This is a genomic window from Streptomyces sp. NPDC002232, from assembly GCF_042890295.1.
GTDB lineage: Bacteria > Actinomycetota > Actinomycetes > Streptomycetales > Streptomycetaceae > Streptomyces.
In genome coordinates this window covers 934,742-956,476 of the sequence record NZ_JBIARV010000005.1, presented here as the reverse complement: position 1 = coordinate 956,476, position 21,735 = coordinate 934,742, and the positions used below count along the sequence as shown (strand labels likewise).

Annotated in this window: 19 protein-coding genes; 15 read left to right on the top strand and 4 right to left on the bottom strand. The window is 74.6% G+C overall.

What is annotated here, in order from left to right:
• Positions 1–16: 16 nt before the first annotated feature.
• Together ACFYXU_RS27365 and ACFYXU_RS27360 are read right to left on the bottom strand one after the other, a co-directional pair.
• Entirely contained in the window at positions 17–1,474 is a 1,458-nt protein-coding gene (locus ACFYXU_RS27365) for a hypothetical protein (protein ID WP_389460409.1), read from the bottom strand.
• Complete coding sequence (locus ACFYXU_RS27360; RefSeq protein ID WP_389460407.1) at positions 1,441–2,163, bottom strand: DUF4157 domain-containing protein; 723 nt, start codon at positions 2,161–2,163, stop codon at positions 1,441–1,443. Before ACFYXU_RS27360 ends, ACFYXU_RS27365 begins: the two co-directional genes overlap by 34 nt.
• A 250-nt stretch (positions 2,164–2,413) precedes the next feature.
• Between ACFYXU_RS27360 and ACFYXU_RS27355 the strand changes: the two genes are divergently transcribed.
• From ACFYXU_RS27355 to ACFYXU_RS27295, 13 genes are all read left to right on the top strand, one after another.
• Complete coding sequence (locus tag ACFYXU_RS27355; RefSeq protein ID WP_329857187.1) at positions 2,414–3,973, top strand: phage tail sheath family protein; 1,560 nt, start codon at positions 2,414–2,416, stop codon at positions 3,971–3,973.
• Positions 3,974–4,019: 46 nt separating this feature from the next.
• The gene (locus ACFYXU_RS27350; RefSeq protein WP_121833625.1) at positions 4,020–4,460 is read left to right on the top strand and encodes a phage tail protein; all 441 of its coding nucleotides are present in this window, start codon (positions 4,020–4,022) and stop codon (positions 4,458–4,460) included.
• Positions 4,457–4,960, top strand: coding sequence for a hypothetical protein (locus ACFYXU_RS27345; protein ID WP_361404248.1), 504 nt, complete (start codon positions 4,457–4,459; stop codon positions 4,958–4,960). Before ACFYXU_RS27350 ends, ACFYXU_RS27345 begins: the two co-directional genes overlap by 4 nt.
• Positions 4,957–5,112, top strand: a complete 156-nt coding sequence (locus tag ACFYXU_RS27340; RefSeq protein ID WP_329857185.1) for a DUF6760 family protein — start codon at positions 4,957–4,959, stop codon at positions 5,110–5,112. Before ACFYXU_RS27345 ends, ACFYXU_RS27340 begins: the two co-directional genes overlap by 4 nt.
• Before the next feature lie 1,084 nt (positions 5,113–6,196).
• Positions 6,197–8,353: a hypothetical protein gene (locus ACFYXU_RS27335; RefSeq protein WP_389460404.1), complete on the top strand. Its 2,157-nt coding sequence runs from the start codon at positions 6,197–6,199 to the stop codon at positions 8,351–8,353.
• Positions 8,354–8,382: 29 nt separating this feature from the next.
• Entirely contained in the window at positions 8,383–8,808 is a 426-nt protein-coding gene (locus tag ACFYXU_RS27330; protein WP_329857183.1) for a phage tail protein, read from the top strand.
• Between the two features lie 65 nt (positions 8,809–8,873).
• Positions 8,874–9,596: a LysM peptidoglycan-binding domain-containing protein gene (locus ACFYXU_RS27325; protein WP_329857182.1), complete on the top strand. Its 723-nt coding sequence runs from the start codon at positions 8,874–8,876 to the stop codon at positions 9,594–9,596.
• Positions 9,593–11,416: a VgrG-related protein gene (locus ACFYXU_RS27320; RefSeq protein WP_389408478.1), complete on the top strand. Its 1,824-nt coding sequence runs from the start codon at positions 9,593–9,595 to the stop codon at positions 11,414–11,416. The genes ACFYXU_RS27325 and ACFYXU_RS27320 overlap by 4 nt, the downstream gene beginning before the upstream one ends.
• A gap of 33 nt (positions 11,417–11,449) precedes the next feature.
• Positions 11,450–11,767, top strand: a complete 318-nt coding sequence (locus ACFYXU_RS27315; protein ID WP_148001700.1) for a PAAR domain-containing protein — start codon at positions 11,450–11,452, stop codon at positions 11,765–11,767.
• Positions 11,768–11,900: 133 nt separating this feature from the next.
• The gene (locus tag ACFYXU_RS27310) at positions 11,901–12,323 is read left to right on the top strand and encodes a GPW/gp25 family protein (RefSeq protein WP_329857180.1); all 423 of its coding nucleotides are present in this window, start codon (positions 11,901–11,903) and stop codon (positions 12,321–12,323) included.
• Positions 12,323–14,281 carry a putative baseplate assembly protein gene (locus ACFYXU_RS27305; protein ID WP_389460402.1) on the top strand — a complete coding sequence of 653 codons (1,959 nt, stop codon included), beginning with the start codon at positions 12,323–12,325 and terminating at the stop codon, positions 14,279–14,281. The genes ACFYXU_RS27310 and ACFYXU_RS27305 overlap by 1 nt, the downstream gene beginning before the upstream one ends.
• Positions 14,278–14,847 carry a phage tail protein gene (locus tag ACFYXU_RS27300; RefSeq protein ID WP_361404262.1) on the top strand — a complete coding sequence of 190 codons (570 nt, stop codon included), beginning with the start codon at positions 14,278–14,280 and terminating at the stop codon, positions 14,845–14,847. Before ACFYXU_RS27305 ends, ACFYXU_RS27300 begins: the two co-directional genes overlap by 4 nt.
• Before the next feature lie 1,254 nt (positions 14,848–16,101).
• A complete protein-coding gene (locus tag ACFYXU_RS27295) occupies positions 16,102–16,626 on the top strand; it encodes an NADase-type glycan-binding domain-containing protein (protein ID WP_376511124.1) in 525 nt (174 codons plus the stop codon).
• Positions 16,627–16,839: 213 nt separating this feature from the next.
• On the opposite strand, the gene ACFYXU_RS27290 is transcribed toward ACFYXU_RS27295, so the two are convergent.
• Together ACFYXU_RS27290 and ACFYXU_RS27285 are read right to left on the bottom strand one after the other, a co-directional pair.
• Complete coding sequence (locus ACFYXU_RS27290) at positions 16,840–18,708, bottom strand: DNA/RNA helicase domain-containing protein (protein ID WP_389460399.1); 1,869 nt, start codon at positions 18,706–18,708, stop codon at positions 16,840–16,842.
• A gap of 110 nt (positions 18,709–18,818) precedes the next feature.
• Positions 18,819–19,520 carry a hypothetical protein gene (locus ACFYXU_RS27285; protein WP_389460397.1) on the bottom strand — a complete coding sequence of 234 codons (702 nt, stop codon included), beginning with the start codon at positions 19,518–19,520 and terminating at the stop codon, positions 18,819–18,821.
• Between the two features lie 85 nt (positions 19,521–19,605).
• On the opposite strand from ACFYXU_RS27285, the gene ACFYXU_RS27280 reads away from it, so the two are divergent.
• Together ACFYXU_RS27280 and ACFYXU_RS27275 are read left to right on the top strand one after the other, a co-directional pair.
• The gene (locus ACFYXU_RS27280) at positions 19,606–19,944 is read left to right on the top strand and encodes a CU044_2847 family protein (protein ID WP_389460395.1); all 339 of its coding nucleotides are present in this window, start codon (positions 19,606–19,608) and stop codon (positions 19,942–19,944) included.
• Positions 19,944–21,716 (top strand): trypsin-like peptidase domain-containing protein, encoded by a 1,773-nt coding sequence (locus ACFYXU_RS27275; protein ID WP_389460392.1) that lies wholly within the window; start codon positions 19,944–19,946, stop codon positions 21,714–21,716. Before ACFYXU_RS27280 ends, ACFYXU_RS27275 begins: the two co-directional genes overlap by 1 nt.
• Positions 21,717–21,735: the final 19 nt, after the last annotated feature.

Genomic DNA, 21,735 nt, shown 5'->3' with positions numbered 1-21,735 from the left:
GGGCCCCCTCGGCGCGTCACATCTCCATCATCTCGGCCTGGTGCACGCCCTGGCCGCCCGCGGCGGGCGCCGCCGTGGGGTCGTTCGCCGCCGCCATGATCGCCGCGCGGGCCTCCGGCGGGACCGACATCAGGTTGGCCTTGCGCGCCTCGTCGGTGATCTCCTGGAACATGCGCGCCAGCTGACCGGGCTGGGTGGCGCGCGTGGTCAGCCAGCGCATCTCGACCGGGGCGCCCTTCTGGCCGCCGATGTGCGGCACGATCGCGGCGTTGGGCGCGTCGGCCTCCGGCAGGGCCTTGCCCGGCGCGATCACCGGGAAGTCCTCCCTGCCGTGGAGGAGGCTGTCCAGCATCTGCGCGGTGTTCACGACCCCGGTGGCACCGTGGCCGTACGCCGGTTCGGCCGGGTTCGGCCGGTTGGCCGGGTACCGCGCCAGCAACGCCTGCCAGTGCGCGACACCGGTCTCCGGGATCTGGCCGTGCAGCCAGGACGCGAGCTCCTGGACGACGTCCTGTCCGACCACCTTCTCGCGCAGCGTGTCCGTGGTCGCTGCCGGACGGATGCGGCCCAGGCTGGCCAGCTTCAGCAGGAACGGCACGGCGTTCTTCGTGGAGGCCGTGGGCCCGCGCACACCCGCCTCGACCATGGCCGAGCCGATCGCGTACGACAGGCCGAGGGCCAGGGTGCCGGTCAGGGCCTCCTGGTCGCCGACGTTCAGTCCGGGGATCAGGCGCGGCACGACCTCGGAACGCAGGCGCGGCACCGCGTTTCTGACCGCGGCGGCGGCGTCGCGCCAGCCGTCGGCGATGTGCTCCTTGCCGGCGGTCCGACGCGAATCGTGGCTGACCTGGGCCTGGTATTCGTAGAGCGACGGCAGTCCGGACGGCAGGACGCCGAGGGTGGCCTGGATGTACATCTCGGCCTTGACCTCGGCCTGGAAGTCCGCGACCGCCTGCCTGACCTCGGGCGTTTCGAACAGCTCAGGGCCCAGCCACTGCTTCAGGGCGTCCAGCGGGGTACCGGTCCAGGCGGTGGGCGAGCCCGGCACCGGGAAGAGGTTGCGGTCCGGCACCTGCTGGAAGATCGCGTTCACATGCGCGTCGATCCGGTCGGCGACCTGCCGGATCGCGACGTCGGAGCCCCCCGCCATCTCGTCGAACGGCGCCGTGACGTACTCCAGGTTGCTCATCGACGCGTCGGGCTGTCCGGTCGCCACCGGCCGCCCGCCGTCGCCGGGCAGCCCGCAGAGCAGCGCGTACAGCGCCCGGGCCTTGCGCCCGACCGAGTTGTGGTCGGTGAGGATCGTCAGGTTCTGCTCGCTCATCACCGTGGTCCCGTAGGTGAAGCCGCCGTGGAAGAACCCGCCGATGTCCGTTCCGGCCGACCGGCCGCCGACGGTGTTCAGATTCGTCGGATCGTGCCGGGCGAAGCTCGGCACGCTCAGCTCCACCTCGAAGCCGACCAGACGCTGCACGGAGTCCGGATCGGCCGCGCGCTGCGCCGTGCCGTGCCCGGGACGGCCGTGGTCGTGCCCGTCGCCCGCGTGGTGCCCGGAGCCGTGATCCTCGACGGCGCGGGCCACCGGCACCGGCCCGGAGAGCACCCGCCGGGCGTTGCTCTCCGCCTCCCGCTCGAAGCGGTCGCCGGGGTCGCTGATCCGCAGCCCGTCCCCCGGTCGGTGCCGGACACCGGGCCCTGGCGCTGCTGGACGACATGGGTCAGCTCATGGGCCAGGGTGTGCTTGTCCCGGCCGCCCTCGCCGAGGACGACATGGCTGCCCGAGGTGTACGCGCGCGCCCCGATGGCCCGGGCCGAGCGGGCCGCCGCGGCCCCGGTGTGCAGCCGCACGCCGGAGAAGTCCGTGCCGAAGCGGGACTCCATCTCCGAGCGCACCGGACCGGCCAGCGGCCGGCCCGCCGAACCCAGCACCTCCCGCACCCCGGTGTCCTGCTGCGCCGGGGCCGGCGCGGCGCTCGCCCGGCGGGCGATCATGCCGCTCACCGCGGCGTTGCCCGCGCTGCCCTGGGCCGCCCGCAGCACGTCGGCCGTGAGCGGGGGCGGGACGGCGGCGCCGGTCCCCGGGCTCTCCTGCCGGGGCCCGGACCGGTCGCGGGCCGGCCGGGGCTCCCCGGCCCGATCGGTGCGCGGCCTGGAAGTCTGCACAGCTGCCTCCTCGTCGGCGCCCGTCGTCCGACGCTTCAGCACACCGCCCGTCCGGCGGCGCGTCCAGGGACGAACGGGCAGCGCCCGGGCAGTCCCCGGTGATGTCCGGGCGGCCCTCGCGGACCGCCCGTTGAGGCAGAAGCGCTGCCCCCGGACAGGTCTCCCGGTCCCTGCCGGTCCGGCCGCGGGCCGAACAGACTCGACCTGGACACAGGTCATCGCGAGGCCGCAAGAACGTGAAGGAGCGAGCATGCCGACGTACCTCACCCCGGGCGTCTACGTGGAGGAGGTGCAGTCCGGTGCCAGGCCGATCGAAGGGGTCGGCACGGCCGTCGCCGCTTTCGTGGGCTTCGCCGAGAAGGGGCCGTTCCACACACCGACCCTGGTCACCGGCTGGGACCAGTACACCCAGACCTTCGGTGGCTTCACCGAGGGCACCTACCTCGCCCACGCGCTCTACGGGTACTTCTCCAACGGCGGCGGCGCCGCGTACGTCGTACGCATCGGCGGCTCGGCCGAGTCCGGCGCCCGGACCACCGGCACCGGCCGGCCCGAGCGCGAGACCGCGGCCGCGCGCCCGGTGGAGCTCGGCGGCTTCCTCATCGCGGCCAAGCCGGGCGTGACCGGCGTCTCCGTCGAGGTCGCCGACCCCGAGGGCGAGAACCCGCCGGAGGACCGCTTCCGGCTGCTGGTCCGCCGCGGCGACCAGGTCGGCGAGACCTACGACGCCTCCGCCCGCAAGAACGTCAAGGGCTACCTGGTCACCCAGGCCCGCGCCTCCGAGCTGATCGAGGTCACCGAGCAGCGCGGCGCCCCCCAGACCCGGCCCGGCACCCAGACCCTGGCAATCCCCGACGCGCCCGGCGTCCCCGCCGCCCCGGCCGCCGCCGACGTGGCCCGCATCGACCCCGCCGAGTACGTCGGCGACGCGGCGGCCCGCACCGGCTTCGGCGGCCTGGAGACCATCGACGAGATCACCATGGTCGCGGTCCCCGACCTGATGGGCGCCTACGAGCGGGGCGACATCGACGCCGAGGGCGTGCGCACCGTCCAGCTCGCCGTCATCTCGCACTGCGAGCAGATGGGCGACCGCGTCGCCGTCCTCGACACCCCGCCCGGCCTCAACGCCCAGCAGGTGCGCAACTGGCGCATGGACGAGGCCGGTTACGACTCGCGGTACGCCACCCTCTACTACCCCTGGGTGCGGGTCTTCGACCCGGCCCTCGGGCGCAACACCACCGTCCCGCCGAGCGGTCACATCGCCGGCGTGTGGGCGCGCAGCGACGCCGAGCGCGGCGTGCACAAGGCCCCCGCCAACGAGGTGATCCGAGGCGCGGTCGACCTGGACATCCGCCTCAGCAAGGGCGAGCAGGACCTGCTGAACCCGATCGGCGTCAACTGCGTCCGGGCCTTCCCCGGCCGCGGCATCCGGATCTGGGGCGCCCGCACGCTCTCCTCCGACCCGGCCTGGCGCTACCTGAACGTGCGCCGCCTCTTCAACTACCTGGAGGAGTCGATCCTCCTGGGCACGCAGTGGGTCGTCTTCGAGCCCAACGACGACCGGCTGTGGTCCAGCATCCGGCGCAACGTCACCGCGTTCCTCATGGAGGAGTGGCGCCGGGGCGCGCTGTTCGGCCGGACCGCCGACGAGGCGTTCTACGTGAAGTGCGACCGCGACAACAACCCGCAGGAGTCCATCGACCAGGGCCGCGTGGTCTGTGAGATCGGCGTCTCGCCGGTCAAGCCGGCCGAGTTCGTGGTCTTCCGACTGGCCCAGTTCTCCGACACCACCAGCCTCATCGACGAGTGACCCGCGGGTCCCGGTCGCACACGCAAGGAAAGGTTGACAGACAGACATGGCAACGGGCGATGCACTCTCCACCCACGTCTTCGGCGTGCAGCTCGGCGGATACCTCGTGGAGTCCATCCAGGAGATCAGCGGCTTCACCGTCGAAGAGGACGTCGTAGAGGTCAAGCAGGTCACCGCCGAGGGCAAGCAGATCATCCGCAAGCAGCCGGGCGCCCGGCAGGCCGGCGAGATCACGATCACCCGCGGACTCGACCAGAGCAGCGAGTTCACCAAGTGGATCAAGGAGACCCTGAACAACGGGGCCGTCAACTCCGCTCGGCAGAACCTGACCATCGAGATCAAGGACACCGAGGGCAACACGGTGCGCCGCATCCAGCTCATGCAGGGCTGGGCGTCCAAGTGGGAGGGCCCGTCGCTGAAGGCGGGCGAGTCCTCCCCGGCCACCGAGTCCGTCACGATCGTGTTCGAGGAGATCGTCGTCGAATGAGGCGTCGCACCGTGACGGCGGGCAACCTGGAGGAGATCCTCCAGCTGACGGAGCCCGACCGGGCGCCGGAGCAGCAGGCCGCGCCCCCCGCCCCCGCCCCGCAGCCCCCGCCGCGCCAGGAGGCCGGCGGGCTGCGCACGGAGTTCGAGTTCGAGCTCCCGCGCGGTTACGTGGACGAGGCGGGCACGGTGCACCGGCACGGCGCCATGCGCCTGGCCACCGCCCGCGACGAACTGCGGCCCCAGATCGACCTGCGGGTCAAGGAGAACCCTGCCTATCTGAGCGTGGTCCTGCTGAGCCAGGTGATCACCCGGCTCGGCGGCATCACCGACGTGCACGCCGGGATCGTCGAGCGGATGTACGCCACCGACGTGGCGTTCCTCCAGGACTTCTACCGCCGCGTCAACAGCGAGGGCCACACCCGCGCCGCGGTCACCTGCCCGCACTGCGAGGGCGGCTTCGAGGTCGACCTCTCGGGTGGGCGCCTGGGGGAATCGTGACGTACGCCCTTCCCCGCCTCCGGGAGGAGATCGCGTACATCGCCTACCACTTCCACTGGCAGCGCGAGGAGATCCTCGACCTCACCCACGGCGAACGGCAGCAGTGGGTGGCCGAGATCGCCCGCATCAACACCCGCATGAACGAAGGCTGAGCACATGGCATGGCGGGACAGGCTGCGCCGCGGCGGCGCGGCCGGCCGCACGGGCGCCGGGCCGGGCACCTCGGCCGGCTCCGGCGGTCCCGGCGCGTCCGGGGGTGCCGGCGGTCCCGGCGCGTCCGGTCCGGGGGCGTCCGGTTCGGGTCCGGCCGTCGGCTCCGGTGCGTCCGGCGGCGTCCCGGATCCCTCCGCCGTGCCCGGCGACTGGGACGGCGGCTGGCGGCGTGCCGCACCGCCGCTCCTGACCCTCTCCCGCGCGCCCCTGGGCGTGAGCGACGGTCTCGCCTTCCGCTCCGGCCTCGCCGCCTGGCAGAACCCGTCCTTCGACAGCGGCATGGGCCACGCCCTGCTGCCCACCGCCCCGACCGGGCTGGTGCACGGGGCGACCCGCCCGGCCACGCCCCGCGCCACCGACTCCGGCGGGGGGCCGCTGCTGCTGCGCGCGGTCCGCGCGGACGGGGCTCCCGAGCCCCTGCCCGCCCCGGACTCCGGCACGGCGGCCCGTCCGTCGTCCGGTGGGCGCGGCACGGCGGCCTCCTCGTCGTCCGGTACGCGCGGCACCGCCGTTCCCTCCGGCGGCCGGAGCGCGGCCGGTCGTCCGCCGAGCCGCGACCTGCCCGTCACGACGTCCCCGGCGGTGCTCTCCGCACCGGAGCCGGCCGCCGTCCAACGGGCCGTCTCCGCCGACGGGGGCGGCACCTCGGCCACGGCCCCTGTCCCGCTGGTCCGACGGGTCGCGGTGGTCCCCGTGGCCCCGCGCACCCGCGAGGCGTCCGCGCCCCGGCCCGCGACGGGCCCGGCACGGACGACCGCGACGGAGACGGGCGCGGCGCGCGAGAGTGCGCCCCGGGGGCGGAGCGAGGTCCGGGGGAGAGGCGAGGTCCGGGGGAGCACGGCACGGGAGGGCGCCGCGTCGAGCGGGTCGCGGGTCACGCCCGGCGGCCGACCGGAGCCCTCAACTCCGTCCTTCGCGCCCGGCGGTGGCCGACCGGAGTCCTCGTCCCCTCCCGTCGTCCGGCCCCGCCCGGTCGGGGCCCGGCTGACGGTCGCCCGCCGTGTGCCGGGGAGCGCCCGCCCGGTGCCCGCGCTCCGGCCCGCCGCCCCGGCGGCACCCCGCCAGGACGGTACGGCGGCGGCCACGGACGCCCCGCCCGCGACCGCATCCGAGCGTGCCGAACCGACCGCACCCGACCGTGCCGAACCGACCGCGACCACGGCCCCCGACCCGGCCGCGTCGAGCCCCGCCGTCCAGCGCGCCGCCGCCCGGACGGTCCTGGGCGCCCCCCTGACCGAACTGCCGCCGACCGCGAGCACCACCCCGGCGACCGGCACCCCTGCCCCCGCGCCGGGCGGCGGAGGAACACCGGGGCCGGGGCTCCCCATCGTCCAGCGACAGACCGAGGGCGCCACCCCGAACCCGTCCGGCGCCTCCGCCTCCGACCCGGTGTCCCCGGGCCGTTCGGGCGCGCGGGCGCGCGGCGGCCTGGGAGCACCCCTGTCCGCGATGCCGCCCAGCGCGACCCCGCCCGCCGGTTCCCCGGCTCCCGGCGCGCGCCCCGGCCGCCCGGCGCCCGGCCCCGGTGTCCAGCGCGCCCCGGCCTCACCCGCCGGGGAACGACCCGCGCCCCGCCCGGACGCCTCCGCACCCGAGGCGCCGCTGCTGGGGGCCACCGACGTGCAGCGCCGCATCACGGACCACCCGGTGCCCCCGGGCGCCGAGCGCGCGGACCGCACGCCGGGCGGCGCCCCCGTCGTGCGTACCCCGGGCTCCGCCGCACCGTCCTCCGGGAGCGCTCCGCACCCCGCCGCGAGCCGCGAGGCCGTACGACCGCACACGGCCCCCGGCGGCTCCGGCTCCACCGCGCCCGCTCCGGTCGTCGTGGCCCGCGCCGTGTCCGGACCGGGTACGAACACCCCGGGCGCGGCGCCCGGATCCGGCGCCGACCGGTCGGGAACGGCCGGACCGTCGCCCACCCCAGGACCCGCGAACACCACCGGATCGAAGCCGACGACCGGATCGAACCCGACCACCGGATCGAAGTCGACCACCGCATCGAAGCCGACCACCGGGCGTCAGGCGGGTCCCGGGTCGAAGCCGGGCACCGCCGCGCGGGCGGCCGCCGGACCGTCGGGGACCGTCCGGGCCTCCGACACCCCCGGGACCGGCCCGCGCCCCACCTCCGGCTCCTCGCCCCGGGCCGGGCGCCCGGCGTTCGCCCCGTACCTCGGGAGCCCGGCGAACGGGACCGTCCCGGTGGCGCGGCGTACCCTCGCGCTGCTCCCGGCCCGCCCCCTCACGCTCAGCACCGGAGCCGCCGAGGGCCTGGCCCCGGCCGCCGCGTCCCGCGCGGTCAGCGGCCCTCCCGTGGTGGCGGCGCGCTGGAACACGGCGCGAGACGCCCCGGGCGGGCCCGCCCCCGTGTCGCCCCCCGGCGGCGCCGGTGCCTCGGCGCCCGTACAGCGGGCCACGTCGGCATCCGTACCGGGAGTCCCGGCGTCCCCCGTACAGCGAGCCGCGTCGGCGCCCGCACGGGGAGCCGGAGCCGAGCGGGCCGCGTCGGCGCCCGTACGGGGAGCCGGAGCCGCGTCCGTACAGCGAGCCGCGTCACCCTCCCAGAGCTTCCCGGCGTCCGGGGCCGTACCGCCCCTGTCCACCAGCCGGCACGCGCCGGGGCCCTTCGCCGCCCCCGCCGTCCAGCGCGCCGCCACCGCCCCCTGGTCATCGCACACCGGCGGGGCACGGGTCCCGGTCGTCACGCCCGCGCCTCCGGGCGCAGGCGCGTCCGGCACCCCGGCCCGCTCCCTCCCGGTCGCACCTCCGCAGGCTCCTCCCGTGGCGCACGGCCCGTCCGCTCCGGGGACGTCCGCGCCCGGCGCGCCCGTCCCTGTGGTGCGGCCCCGCAGCGTGCCCGCGGCGGCCCCCTCGTCGGGTGGCGGCGCCGCGCCCCGGATCCAGCGCGCCGTACCGGACACCGGCAGGAGCGCACCCGCCGCCCCGGCCGTCCCGGTGAAGGAGGTCCCCGCGCGCGGGAAGCAGGCGTCGTCCTCCGCACCGGACGCCGCCGCCCGGAGCACGGGCCGGAACACCGGGCGCGACGCCGAACCGGCGCAGGACCCCGGTCTCGACCTGGACGACCTCGCGCGACGGCTGCTCGACCCGATGGCCCGCCTGCTGCGCACCGAACTGCGGCGCGGCCGGGAGCGCTCGGGCCGCCCCTTCGACGGACGCCGCTGAGCGCACGGCACGGAACGGATGACGGATCAATGACGGACAACATCTTCGCGAGCAGCGTGTTCTTCCGGCTCGCGATCGGCGGCAACGACCTGGGCGCCTTCCACACCTGCTCCGGCATGGGCGCCGAGGTGGAGATGGAGAGCTACGCGGAGGGCGGCAACAACGGCTTCACCTGGCAGCTGCCCGGCCGCGTGAGCTGGTCGAACATCACCCTGACCCGGCCGGTCACCGCCGACACGGCGAAGATCGCCCGCTGGCTCGACGAGACGCTGAAGCGCGTGGAGCCCAAGGACGGCGAGATCGTCGCCCTCCGGCCCGACCTGAGCCGGATCATCAGCTGGCAGGTCTTCGGGATCGTCCCGGTGCGCTGGCAGGGCCCGTCCTTCGACCCCAGCAGTTCGCAGGCGGCGGTGGAGACCCTGGAGATCGCCCACGAGGGACTCCGCCCCTCCTGACGTCCCCCCCGCCGCGCGTCCCCGCCCGCCCCCCACCCGCCCGTTCCCCGGAAAGGATCCCCGTCATGTCCCCAGCGTCCCGAGCCAGTCGGGCCAGGGCCCAGCTCACGCTGAAGGAGCCTCCGGCGTCCGTCGGCGCCAAGCCCGGCGGGACGCTGGCACGGCTGAACCTCCAGTTCAACCCCTCCACCCTGGAACTGAGCAAGACCACCGAGTGGCGGCGCTCCCCGTCCCGGATGGCGGAGGAGTCCTCCCTGCCCGAGTTCGTCGGCAGCGGCCCGCGCCAGCTCAGCCTCGAAGTGTTCCTGGACGCCACCGCCACCCACGACAACTCCGTGGAGCAGGCGGTGGAGAAGCTGATGAAGGCGTGCGTGCCGACCAAGGCCAGCCTGGGGCGCAAGAAGCCCGCCAGCCCCTGGGTCCGGTTCGAGTGGGGCAGCGCGCGCACCACGTCGTTCGACGGCGTGCTCTCCAACCTGTCCGTCTCGTACACGCTGTTCGACGTGGACGGAAAGCCGCTGCGCGCCACCTGCCGCCTGTCCATCGAGGAGGCGAGCGTCGGCCCCGCCGGACAGAACCCGACGTCCGGCTCGCGCACCGGACGCAGCACGCACGTCGTCGTGGCCGGCGACAGCCTGGCCCTGCTGGCCTGGCGGGAGTACGGCGACGCGACGGCCTGGCGGGTCATCGCGGAGGCCAACGACATCGACGACCCGATGGCGCTCGTGCCCGGCACCGAACTCGTCGTACCGGCGCTGACCGACGCGGGCGACGAGGAGGAGCGGTGAGCGGCTCCGAGCGCGAGGGCCGGTCGTTCGCCGCGGACCCGATCGTCGAGACGCCCGGCGAGCTGCCGCCGGTCTGGGCGGCCCAGCTGGTGAGCTGCGTGATCGACGAGAACGTGGGGCTGCCGGACGCGGCCGTGCTCACCTACCGCGACCCCGACCACGAGTTCCTGCGCAAGACCGGCATCACCATCGGCACCCCGCTCCGCGTCTCCGTGGTCACGGTGACCGGGCAGACCCGTGAGCGGCTGTTCGACGGCGAGGTGACGGCCCTGGAGGCGGACCGGGACCGCACCGGTTCGTTCACCGTCCTCCGCGCCTACTCCAAGGCGCACCGGCTCCAGCGCGGCCGGAAGGTGGTGGCGTACCGGAACATGACGGCGGCGGCCATCGTCCGCAAGGTGGCCGCCGGGGCCGGCCTGGCCTGCGGCAAGGTCGAGGCCGCGCCCGTCACCTACCAGCAGCTGTCCCAGGCCAACGTCTCCGACTGGGAGTTCCTCCAGTACCTGGCCGCCGAGAGCGGCGCGCTGGTGCGCGTCGACGACAAGGGACTGCTCCAGTTCACCAAGCCCGTCAAGGCCTCCGGGGCGCCCTCGCCGACCACCTCGGCCGTCCGCGATCCGCTGGTCCTGGAGTACGGGCGCAACCTGCTCGCCCTGCGGGCCTCCCTGTCGACGGCGGACGGGGCGCAGCAGGTGGAGGTGCGCGGCTGGGACGTCACCACCAAGCGGCCGCTGGTGGCCAAGCAGCCCTCGGTCGACAGCGACACCGTCGTGCCGGGCCTGAGCCCGGCGCTCGCCGCCCGGTTCGGCAAGGCGTCGAAGATCACCGTCACCGACACCCCGTACCGCACCCAGGCCGAGACGAAGGCGGTCGCGGACGCGGTCGCCGGGCAGGTGAGCGCCGGTTTCGGCGAGCTGGAGGCGCTGGTCGAGGGCAATCCGCTGCTGCGCGCGGGCAAGCCCGTGGCGCTCGGGAACGTCGGAGGGGCGTTCTCCGGCAAGTACACGGCCACCGCCGTGCAGCACGTCCTCGAACCGAACGGCGGCTACCGCACGACGGTGTGGGTGAGCGCCAGCCCCGACCGCTCCCTGACCGGCCTGGTCACCGGCGCCAACGCGCCGTCCCGGGGGCCGCGCATGCCCGGCCTGGCGATCGGCGTGGTGACGGACGTCCGCGAGACCGGCGGCGCAGAGAGCGGCTCGGTGCGGCTGCGGTTCCCCTGGCTGGACGACACCTACGTCACCGACTGGGTCCGTACGGTGCAGTGGGGCGGCAAGGGCGGCGGCGGAGTGGTGAGCCCCGAGGTCAACGACGAGGTCCTCGTCGGCTTCGAACAGGGCCTGCTCGACAGCCCGTACGTCATCGGCGGGCTCTACAACGGCGTGGACAAGCCCTCGCCGCACGACGTGCCCCTGATCGACAAGACCACCGGCAAGGTCAACCGCCGATCCCTGGTGTCCCGTTCAGGCCACCGGGTGGAGCTGCTCGACGCGCGGGCGCCGGGCCGCTCCGGAGTGCGGCTGATGTCCGCCGACGAGCGCCTGGAGGTCTTCCTCGACGACCGGCGGGACCGCATCGAGCTGACCGTGTACCAGGGGAGGGGCCGGCAGGTGCTGAGCTCCGTCGTCCTCGACAAGAAGGGCATCACCGTGGACGCGGGACACGGCGACGTGAACGTGTCGGGCCGGAACGTCGCCATCAACGGCCGGGTCGGCGTGAAGATCGGCGGCCGCACGGTGGACGTCTCCGGCGCCACCGGCGTCACCGTCGACGGCGGCCTGCTCGCCACCCTCAAGGCCAAGCTCATCCGCATCAACTGACCCTCCGCTGAACGCTCGTGAAAGGAGCTCCGCATGCCCGCCGCCGCCCGTACCGGCGACCCCACCAACCACGGCGGGGTCATCGCCACCCCGCCGCCCGCCGTCGCGAGGGCGGTGGCGACCGTGCTCATCGGCGGCCGTCCCGCCGCCGTCACCGGCAGCCTGCACACCTGCGTGGTGCCGCCGCACGCCGCCACCGGACCGGCCAACGTGATCCTGCCGAACCCGGCCGGGCTCGCCGGCGGGCAGGTCCTCATCGGCGGCCTCCCGGCCGCCCGCGCCCGCGACAAGACGGCCTGCGGCGCGATGATCCTCACCGGGGCGCCCAACGTGCTGATCGGGGGCGTGTGATGGCGGGCTCCGAGCGGGCTGACCTGCGGCTTGGGATGACCGGCGCCGAGCGGCGGCCGGACCGCGACGCCGTGCACGTCTCCCCGGCGGGCACGGGGCGCGCCGCCGCGCACCGCTCCCCGGAGGGCGGCCGATGAGCGAGCGGTTCATCGGCCGGGGCTGGGGATTCCCCCTGCGCGTCGGGCCGACCGGCGGCATCGCCCTCGTCGAACGGGAGCGGGAGATCGAGGAGGCCATCCGCCTGGTCCTCGGCACCGCGCCCGGCGAGCGCCCCATGCGCCCCGAGTTCGGCTGCGGCATCCACGAGTACGTCTTCGCCCCCGGCGACGGCGCCACCGCGGGCCGCGTCGCGCGGCAGGTGCGGGAGGCGCTGGAACGATGGGAGCCGCGGATCACCGTGGACGACGTGGTCGTCGCCTTCGACGCGGTCGAGGACGGCACCCTCTACATCGACGTGCACTACACCCTGCGTTCCACCAACGACCGGCGCAACCTGGTCTTTCCCTTCTACACGATCCCCTCCGAGGAGGGGGCCGAGGAAGCGGGCGCTGACTGATGGCCCTGCCCTCCCCGAACCTGGACGACCGCCGGTTCCAGCAGCTCGTCGACGAGGCGAAGCGGTACGTGCAGCAGCGTGCCCCGGAGTGGACCGACCACAACGTGTCCGACCCGGGCGTCACCCTGATCGAGACGTTCGCCTATCTGGTGGACCAGGTGCTGTACCGGCTCAACCGGGTGCCGGACAAGAACTACCACGCCTTCCTCGACCTGCTCGGCATCCGGCTGTTCCCGCCGACGGCCGCGGCCGCCGACGTCGACTTCTGGCTGTCCGCCCCGCAGCCCGACACCGTCACGCTGCCGCCCGGCACCGAGGTCACCACCGCGGGCGGCGAGACCGACGACGCCGTGGTCTTCGCCACCACCGGCGAACTGCGCATCCTGCCCAGCGAGCTGACGCGCCTGGTGACCGCGTGGCGGAGCGGCGAGCAGCACGACAGGACCGGCATGCTCGCCGACGGCCTCGACATCCCCTGCTTCCAGTCCACGCCGGAACCCGGCGACGCGCTGCTCTTCGGGCTGCCCACGGCCGTGCCCCGCTGCATCGTCGCCGTACGCCTCGACAGCCGCGTCGAGGGCGTCGGCGTCGACCCGCGCCAGCCCCCGCTCGTCTGGGAGGCGTGGAACGGCGGCGGCTGGGAGGCCTGCGAGACCGGCGACGACACCACCGGCGGCCTCAACCGGCCCGGCGAGGTCGTCGTGCACGTGCCCGCCGGACACGTCGCGTCCGTGATCGGCGGGACCCGGGCCGGCTGGCTGCGCTGCCGGGTCACCGAGCCGGAACCGGGCCAGCCGTTCTACTCCGAGTCCCCGACGGTCCGCGAGGCGGAGGTCTTCACCGTCGGCGGCACCATCTCCGCCGAGCACGCCGAGACGGTCACCGACGTGCCGCTCGGCACCTCCGAGGGCGTCGCGGGACAGACCTTCCGGCTCGGCCGGCCGCCCGTCCTGCTCGACGCCGGACCGCCCGAGGTGGAGGTGTCCTCCGAGGAGGGCTGGCAGTCCTGGGAGGTCGTCGAGCACTTCGGCCGGTCCCGTCCCGCCGACCGGCACGTCCGGGTGGACGCCACCACCGGCGAGTTCGCGTTCCCCCCGGCCCTGCGGGAGCCGGACGGCACCCTGCGGCAGTGCGGCGCCGTCCCGCCCAAGGGCGAGCGGATCCGGGTCGCCCGCTACCGCACCGGCGGAGGCCCCGCGGGCAACGTCGCCCGCGGCGCGATCTCCGTCCTGCTCAGCTCCGTCCCGTACGTCGCCCGGGTCGGCAACCGGGAGGCGGCGCGCGGCGGGGTCGCGGGCGAGAGCGTGCACAACGCCCGGCTGCGCGCCCCCGAGGCGCTGCGCATGCAGGACCGCGCGGTGACCGCCGAGGACTACGAGATCATCAGCCGCCAGGCCGCGCCCTCGGTGCGCCGGGTGCGCTGCCTGCCGGCCGCCGACACGGCGGGCGCGGTCCGGGTCCTGGTGGTGCCGGACGCCGTCGCCGACGAGGGCGACGACCGGCTCCGCTTCGAGCAGCTCATCCCCGGCGAGCAGGTCCTCTCGGCGATCACCGCGAGTCTCGACGAACGGCGCCTGATCGGCACCCGCCTCGTGGTGGAGCCGCCGGTCTACCAGGGCGTCACCGTCGTCGCCCGCCTGTCCGCCGCCCCGGGCGACACGGACGCGGTCCGCACCGCCGCCCTGGACGCGCTCTTCCGCCACTTCAACCCGCTGACCGGCGGCCCGGACGGCACCGGATGGCCGTTCGGACGGCCCGTCCAGTACGGCGAGGTCTTCGGCGTCCTCCAGCGCGCCACGGGCGACGCGCTGGTCGAGGAGATCCGGCTCTTCCCGGCCGACCCGGTCACCGGCCGGCGCGGCGCCCCCGCCGACCGCATCGACGTCGGTCCCGGCTCCCTGGTCTTCTCCTACCAGCACCAGGTGGTCGTGACCCCCCGTGAAGCGGAGGCACGATGAGCCGCGCCGCGATCCCCGGGCTGCCCAGCCGGCACCCCATCGGGGAGCAACTGCCCGCCCTCTACGCCGACGACGACCTCGCGCAGCGCCTCACCGCCGGTCTCGACACGGTCCTCGCCCCGGTCTTCTCCACCCTCGACAACCTGCCCTCCTACCTCGATCCCCGGCTGGCGCCGCCGGACTTCCTGGTGTGGCTGGCGTCCTGGGTCGGCGCCGCCGACGACCCGCGCCGGCCCCTGGAGCTGCGCCGCGAGACCGTGGCGCGCGCGGTGGAGCTGCACCGGTGGCGCGGTACGAAGCGGGGACTGGCCGAGGCCCTGCGGCTGGCCCTGGACGTGCGCACCGAGATCGTCGGCGACGGCGGCGCGGTCTGGTCGGCCACCGCCGGCTCCGACCTCCCGCCGGAACCCGACGCCGAACTGCTCGTACGGGTCGTCCCCGAGGGCGCGCGGGCCGGGCGGGTGGACGTGGACCGGGTCCACGAGGTCGTACGGGCGATGTGCCCGGTCCACGTGGCGTTCCGGGTGGAGGTCCTCACCGGCCCGCCCGCCGAGGAAGGGAACTGACACATGCGCGCGTGTCCGGCGTGCGGGGCCGCCAACGACCCCGCCGACGACTTCTGCGGCAACTGCGGCGCGTACCTGGGCTGGTCGAACGAGCCCGCGCGCCCCACGACGAGGGGCGGTACGGAACCGGACGCGAGGAGCTCGTCCGGGGGAGCGGGCGAAGCCGATGCCGCCCCGCCCCGGGAGGGCGCGCCCGCGCCGACGGGTGCGGCCCGCACCCGCGAGCCGGGAGGGGCCGACGCGGGCCCGGCCGTCCGCGGCGGCACCCCGGCGCCCGCGGCGACTCCAGGCGCACCGCCTGCCGCACCGGACGGCCGGACCCCGGACCGCGCGACCCCGGCCGGGACGCGCGAGAGGCCCGGCGCCGAGGGGGAGGACGGCACTCGGGGGGCGGCCACCGCGTCGACGAGCACCCCGACACCGCCTGCCTCCGCACCGGACACCGCAGCTCCGGACCTCCCCACTCCGCACGCCCCGACTCCGCACCTACCGGCTCCACACATCCCGACTCCTGACATCCCGGAGCCGGAGACTCCGGCGTCCGTCACCGAGTCGGCCCGTGCGCGGGTGGTCAGGACCCGGGAGGCGCTCACCCAGGCGGCCCGGAACCGGATCGCCCGGGCGAGGGCGGCCCAGACCCCGGACGACGGAACCCCGGACGCCCCCGCCCAGGACGCTCCGTCGTCCGGCACCGAGGACCCCGTACGCCCCACCGGCCCGGCTGCGACACCTGGCCCGGCTCCGACACCCGCCCCGGCGCCTGCGTCCGAGGCGGCTCCCGCGTCCGGCCCGGCTCGCACGCCGGACCCTGCCCCGGCGGCCGACCCTGCACCGGCGCCCGAAACCGCCCCGGCACCCGACCCGGGCACGCGACCCGGCCCGGACGCGGGTTCCGCTCCGGCGGCGGCCCCCCGTCGGCCGAGCGCTCCCGCCGTGCCGCCCCGGCGCCCCTCCTCCTCGACCGGCCCGCGCACGCCCGCAGGCCCCGCGCCCGCCGGCGACCCGATCCTGCCCGTGCTCCCGGCGAAGGCGGTCGCGCCGCGTCCGGTCGTGCGTCCGGCGGCGGTGGAGGACGAGGGGAGCGGGCTCGCGTGCCCGGCGTGCGGGGCGGCCAACCGGCCGGACCGGCGGTTCTGCCGGCGCTGCGCGGCGGAGTTGCGACCCGCGCCGAAGGCGGCGCCGTTGCCGTGGTGGCGTACCGTGTGGCCGTTCCGGCGCCGGGCGCGGGCGGGTTCGGGGAAGGGCACGCGCTTCGTGGTGATCCTCCTGGCCGTGCTCGCGCTGTGCGCCGGCGGGTTCTTCCTGATGCCGGCCGGCCGGGCCCTGATCGAGGACACCCGGGACAAGCTGGGCAAGGCCACGGCCATCACGCCCGCGAGGACCGAGGGGAGCGGCGAGCTTCCCGGGCACCCCGTGACGAACACCACGGACGGCATCAACAACAAGTACTGGGCGGCCCCCGGAGCGGGCGCCACGGTGACGTACACCTTCCGCAAGCCGTTCCGGATGGTCGACGTGATCATCACCAACGGCGCGTCCAAGTCCCCGGAGGCGTACGCCCGTCAGGGACGCGCCCTCCAGATGGACATGGAGGTGACGGCGGCGGACGGCACGCGCCAGGTCAAGGAACTCACCCTGAGCGACAAGGCGGGCCCGCAGACGATCCAGACCGGGATCAGCGACGTGAAGACGGTCCGGCTGACGCTCCGTTCCCCCGCCGGCCTGGCCCCGGGAACCCATCTCGCCCTGGCGGAGGTGGAGTTCTTCCAGAGAAGCTGAGCCGACGTCGCAGCGTCCGTTCGTACGCGTCGGGGATCGCGGCGACGGCCACCGCGGGTGAGGGGGCGTCTGTCCGGGACCCGACGCCTGGTGGTGCGGAAGGCGCGTCACGTGGAGCGTGTCGCGATCCCGGAGCCGGTGAAGGAGGACGTCTGAGCCGTGGGACGGTCGGGTAGGGGCCGTAGGAGGTCCGGCCCCGACCGTCCTGGGGGCTCAGTGCGAGGGGATCGGCGAGCGCAGCTTCTCGCGGGTCTCGGGGTCCGTCGAGTAGATGATCGTGCCGATCATGCCCCGGGTCAGCAGCACCTTGTAGGTGTTGCGGACCAGGCGGTCGACGTCCTCGTCCGGGGTGGCCTTGCTGAAGGACGGGTCCTTGGACGCCGTGCGGTCCACGACCCAGCGGTCGGTCCGCCAGACGAGGTCCGGGCCCATGATGACTCCGGACCAGTCGTACTCGAAGCCCTGCGCGGTGTAGACGCAGCCGACCTGGCCGAAGCCCGCAGGGTCGGTCGCCCACAGCGGTGCCGGTGGGGCCCCGAGCAGGGAGCGGTCCCCGGCCAGGTTCCACGGCTTCGTCCAGTCGCCGATGACCACGTCGGCCGGCAGCTCCGTCATGTTCGGCGTGATCTTCGTGGTCCATTTCCAGCAGTAGCCGGCGGAGAGCCGGGCCTCGTAGTCCTCCGCGCGCCGCGCGGCGAGGAAGGCCTCCAGCTCCTGGGGGCTGTCGGCCGTGTGCAACCGCACCTTGCCGTCGGGTTCCCACTCCAGGGGCCCGTCGCCCTCCAGCCCCAGGAGACCCGTCACCCAGCGCAGGTACCCGTCACTGCCACCGCACCGGAACTGGCTGTCCAGCTCCACCACGGTGCACTCCAGCCCCTGCTCGGCCGCCGCCTCGCGGATCTCCTCCACCGTGCCCATCTCGCCCGGCCGGACCACCTGGTGCTGGTCCAGCAGGAAGACCGGCACCCGGGCGGCGTCGATCAGCTCCGCCACCTGTGGCCGGCCGGTGCGCAGGGCGGCCCTCGTGTAGCGATTCGCGGAGGTCTTCCTGAGCCGGTGGGCCTCGTCGCAGACGAGGACGTCCAGGTCGTTGGGCTCGGCCTCCATGAAGCTGTTGAAGTAGCGGAACAGCTTCTGGACCTCGGGCTTGCGGGCTCCCGCGACCTTGCGCATCGTCTTCGTGAACGACTGCGAACCGGTGGCGTGGAGGGCGGGCACTCCACGCCGGTAGAGGTCGCCGAGCAGGGACAGAGCGATCACGCTCTTGCCGGAGCCCGGACCGCCCGCCACCACGACCACCTGCTTGTGGTGGGACCTCCGGGCCTTCCTCACCGCGGACATCACCGTCTCGTAGGCGAGTCGTTGTTCACCCAGGAGCACGAACTGCTCCCGGTTGCGGACCTCCTCGGCCGCCACGGCCATCAGCTGCTTGGACGGTCGCACCTTGCCTTGGAGCAGGACGTCGGCAGCGTCGCTGCCGGGCTTCGGCGCCAGTACCGAGCGTAGATACTCCATGAAGGCGCCGCGCTGCTCACCCGTGAACATCCTGCCCCGGCGGTCCTCGGCGACGCCTCGCAGTCCCGCCACGCCGAACTCGGTGGCGTTGTGCAGGTACGCCACGCCGGTGATCGACTCCGGAGTCCGCTCCAGTGCCCCGTTGAACGACACCAGGTAGTCGCAGTAGCCGCGTACCTGTTCGATCGGGTTGAGGACGGGCTCCGGATACGCCTCGACGCGGCAGCGCAGAGGGTCGTCGTCCTCCGGCTCGGCATTGCTCCACTGCTTCAGTTCGACCACGACGTACGACGGTCCGCCGGTCGCCGGGTGGACGCCGGCGAGTATCACGTCCGCGCGCTTGCTCGTCAGCGGCAGGCTGTACTCCAGCAGCATCTCCACCTCGCCGAGGCCGGCCTCGACCAGGGTGTTGGTCAGCGCTGGGATGCTGCGTTCCCAGGAACGGACCTCTGCGGGGTGCGGGCGCTGGCGGTGCTTGTGCAGGAAGTTCTCGCTCAGCAGCTCTGCCAGCCGTCCTTCGACAGCGGTGCGGGTGGCCAACGACGCAGCGGACTCACGGAACAGCAAGAGAGCGCCCCCAGGCAGCACGAAGTAGCTCGTGCGGGTGGGGGCATGTCCTTCAGTTCCACGGGAGTGGAGCGGAAGCCCGGCGGGCCGCTGAGATGGTCAGCACAATCCTAGAACAGGGGAGGAGGCCCTTCCCTGGGCGGTCCGGTGTCAGAGGGTGGGGCTGGGGCGGTGTCGGCCGGGAACGGTACTGTCCCGGCCGAGGGCGGCGTGGATGCCTGCTTCGGAGCCGTGGTCGCCACCGCGGTCCGCAAGCCGGTGAAGTCGGTCTGCGTGGGGGCGAGGCGGAGGAGGCCGGCCAGGGCGAGGGACTTCTGTGTCGGGCAGCGCTCGTTCAGGATCTCGGTCGGCAGGACGTAGAAGGTCCACTGGTCCAGGTCCAGGGGGTTGAGCGTCTGCTTGTCCTGGTGGTGCAGGAGGCAGAAGACGTAGACGTCCGAGGAGCGCCGTGCCTCCGGTGACGAGCTCCCCGTGCGGGCGTCCCACGCCCTGGCCGGGGCGATGCCGAACGTGGGCCGAGACGGCCGGGACTGGGCCCACGACTGCAGGTAGGCCGTCGATTTCACCTCGATGCGCCACCCCTCGGCCGTACGGACGTCGACGGCGTCCCACTCGGTGCGGGTCCCGGCGGCCGCGCCCAGTGCCGTGGCCACCAGATACTCGGCCAGGATGCCGCGCATGGTGTTGCTCGCCAGGTCCGAGCAAGCCCAGCTCCAGAAGTCGCTCAGTCCGGCCAGGCGTTCGCCCCGGGACTCGATCGGCTCACCTCCGCCGCGGCGTGACACGGCCAGCTTGTCGAGGGGAGAGTTCACACGGTCCTCCGGTCCTCCGGCCGGCGCCGGTGTTCGGGGGTCTTAGGATGATGCTGCAATATCACAGCACGGCCCAGGGGGACCCATGGACGAACTGGTCGAATTCAAGACGGACAGCGGCGCCTCGGTCATGGTCGCCGTCGCCGAGGAGACTCGTGGCGCACGGCCGGTCTCCCGCGGGGACGGCGTACTGCGCCAGGCGGGACAGACCTTCGACGGCGCCCTGGAGAGCATCCACACCGCGGCCGAGTCGGCCCTGCGCGTCTTCCGGGACGGTCAGCTCAAGCCCGACGCCGTCGAGATCGAGTTCGGCGTGAAGCTCACCGCCGAGGCGGGGGCGGTGATCGCGAAGACGTCCATGGAGGGACACCTCGTGGTGAAGCTGAGCTGGACGCCTACTTCCGGGGCGACTCCGGCGGGCTGATGCGCTCCAAGTCCTGGCAGGTCCGGGTCTCCGCCCGCGGTGTCGGCTCCGGCTTCCTGGTGACGGAACGGCATGTGGTGACCTGCGCGCACGTCGTGGACGGCGCGGAGCACGTAGAGGTGACGTTCGCCCAGCACCCGGACCTCGGTCCGGTCCGCGCGACCGTGGCCACCGTGGGTGAGTGGAGCCGCGACGGCGACGGCCGGGGCGACGTCGCGGTGCTGGAGCTGGAACGAGCGGTGGGGGTGAGCCCGGCGCGTTTCGCCTCCCCCCACACGCCGCTCGGGCATCGGACGGCCCGGCTGACGGCGTATGGCTTCCCCCTCGGGTACGACGAGGGGATCCTCGGCGAGTTCCGGAGCACCAGCGACCAGCTGATCGCGGGGGAGTGGCTCCAACTGGAGGCGTGGACGGGCCACGGAGCATCCCTGGAGGAGGGATTCAGCGGTGCGGCGGTCGTCCGGGAGGACACGGGTGAGGTCGTGGGCATGGTGACCGCCCGGTACGCGGAGGGCGGCGGCGGGCGCATGCTTCCCGCCCAGGCGCTCGTCCGCCGGTGGTCCGGCGGGGCTGGCCTGGTGCCCGCGCCCGACCACCGGCCCGACACGGTGGTCGCGCTGCGTGATCTCGTCCTGCGGTGCGCCGACGAGCGCACCCCGGAAGCGGTGTACCGGAGCGTCATGGAGCCGCTGTACTCGCTGCCGCCGCTGCCGCCCGCCGGAGGCTTCCTCTCCCTGTGGGACGTGGCCTGGTTCCTCCTGACGGAGGTCGAGCCCGCCCCGGGCAGCGCGCCGTGGGCGGACTTCGCGGCGCACCTCGCGGACCGCTCGCGGGACCCGGCCGTCCGGCGGGAGCTGCTCGCCTGGGCCGCGGACCACGGTGTGCGGCCCGCCCCCCGGGCCGCACTCGACCGCCCCGACGACCACGCCGACCGGGAGCCGCTGGGACCAGATGAGGCGATGTGGTCCCCGATCCTCGTCGAGATCGAACGCAGCGGCTCCGACCGCGACACGTACCTCGTCTCGGTCCATGCCGTCCGGGACGGGCGGGCACGGCTCGTGGCCGGCGCCACCCTGCCCGGGCGGGATGTCCAGGAGTACGTGAGGAAGCACCTCGACCTCGCCTTCGCGCACATCGACCGGGCGGAGGGCGACGAGCTCATCGCGTTCGCGCTCCCGGGAGACTGGCTCGGCGAACCCGTCGACGAATGGCGCACCAGCGAGGACGACGCCGTCCCGCTCGGCTGCTCGTCGCCGGTCGTGGTGATGGACCTGGGCCGCCGCCGCGCCTCCAGGCTCCAGTTCAGGCTCCGGAAGGCCTGGCAGGCCCTCGACCGACGCCGGGAAGGAGCCTGGCAGCGGGTCGAATGCGACAGCAACCAGGATCCCGCCAAGCTCACCGTCCGGCTCCAGTGGCTCGAGACCACGGCCGTGGGGTACGGGTCGCCCCTCTCCACCGAGCGGTCGCGCGGCCTGCTGCGGGCGGGACTGAACGCGGCGGCGCCCGTCGTCGTCTGGTCGCGGGCCGGCTGCTCCGGGCGGCACGACGAGGGCGCCACGGCCGGGCACTCCTGCACCGGCGCCCGCTTCCTCGACGCTCTGGAGGAGCAGCTCGCGTCCGTACCCCTGGCCGAGCTCCCGCGCCGTGTGCACGCCTTGCGGAGGGAGGCGTTCCTGGCGGACGGGCACTGGGCCGCCGGTCTGACCCTGGTCTGGGAGGACCCCCGGTGCTTCCCGCAGACGCACGTCCCCTCTCGATCCCCGATCCTCTGAATCACCTCGTACGGTCTGG

Bases quoted from the DNA above. Each gene is read 5' to 3' on its own strand.
- ACFYXU_RS27355 (WP_329857187.1), top strand. From the start codon at position 2,414: ATGCCGACGTACCTCACCCCGGGCGTCTACGTGGAGGAGGTGCAGTCC.
- ACFYXU_RS27350 (WP_121833625.1), top strand. From the start codon at position 4,020: ATGGCAACGGGCGATGCACTCTCCACCCACGTCTTCGGCGTGCAGCTC.
- ACFYXU_RS27345 (WP_361404248.1), top strand. From the start codon at position 4,457: ATGAGGCGTCGCACCGTGACGGCGGGCAACCTGGAGGAGATCCTCCAG.
- ACFYXU_RS27330 (WP_329857183.1), top strand. From the start codon at position 8,383: ATGACGGACAACATCTTCGCGAGCAGCGTGTTCTTCCGGCTCGCGATC.
- ACFYXU_RS27325 (WP_329857182.1), top strand. From the start codon at position 8,874: ATGTCCCCAGCGTCCCGAGCCAGTCGGGCCAGGGCCCAGCTCACGCTG.
- ACFYXU_RS27315 (WP_148001700.1), top strand. From the start codon at position 11,450: ATGCCCGCCGCCGCCCGTACCGGCGACCCCACCAACCACGGCGGGGTC.
- ACFYXU_RS27310 (WP_329857180.1), top strand. From the start codon at position 11,901: ATGAGCGAGCGGTTCATCGGCCGGGGCTGGGGATTCCCCCTGCGCGTC.
- ACFYXU_RS27305 (WP_389460402.1), top strand. From the start codon at position 12,323: ATGGCCCTGCCCTCCCCGAACCTGGACGACCGCCGGTTCCAGCAGCTC.
- ACFYXU_RS27300 (WP_361404262.1), top strand. From the start codon at position 14,278: ATGAGCCGCGCCGCGATCCCCGGGCTGCCCAGCCGGCACCCCATCGGG.
- ACFYXU_RS27280 (WP_389460395.1), top strand. From the start codon at position 19,606: ATGGACGAACTGGTCGAATTCAAGACGGACAGCGGCGCCTCGGTCATG.
- ACFYXU_RS27275 (WP_389460392.1), top strand. From the start codon at position 19,944: ATGCGCTCCAAGTCCTGGCAGGTCCGGGTCTCCGCCCGCGGTGTCGGC.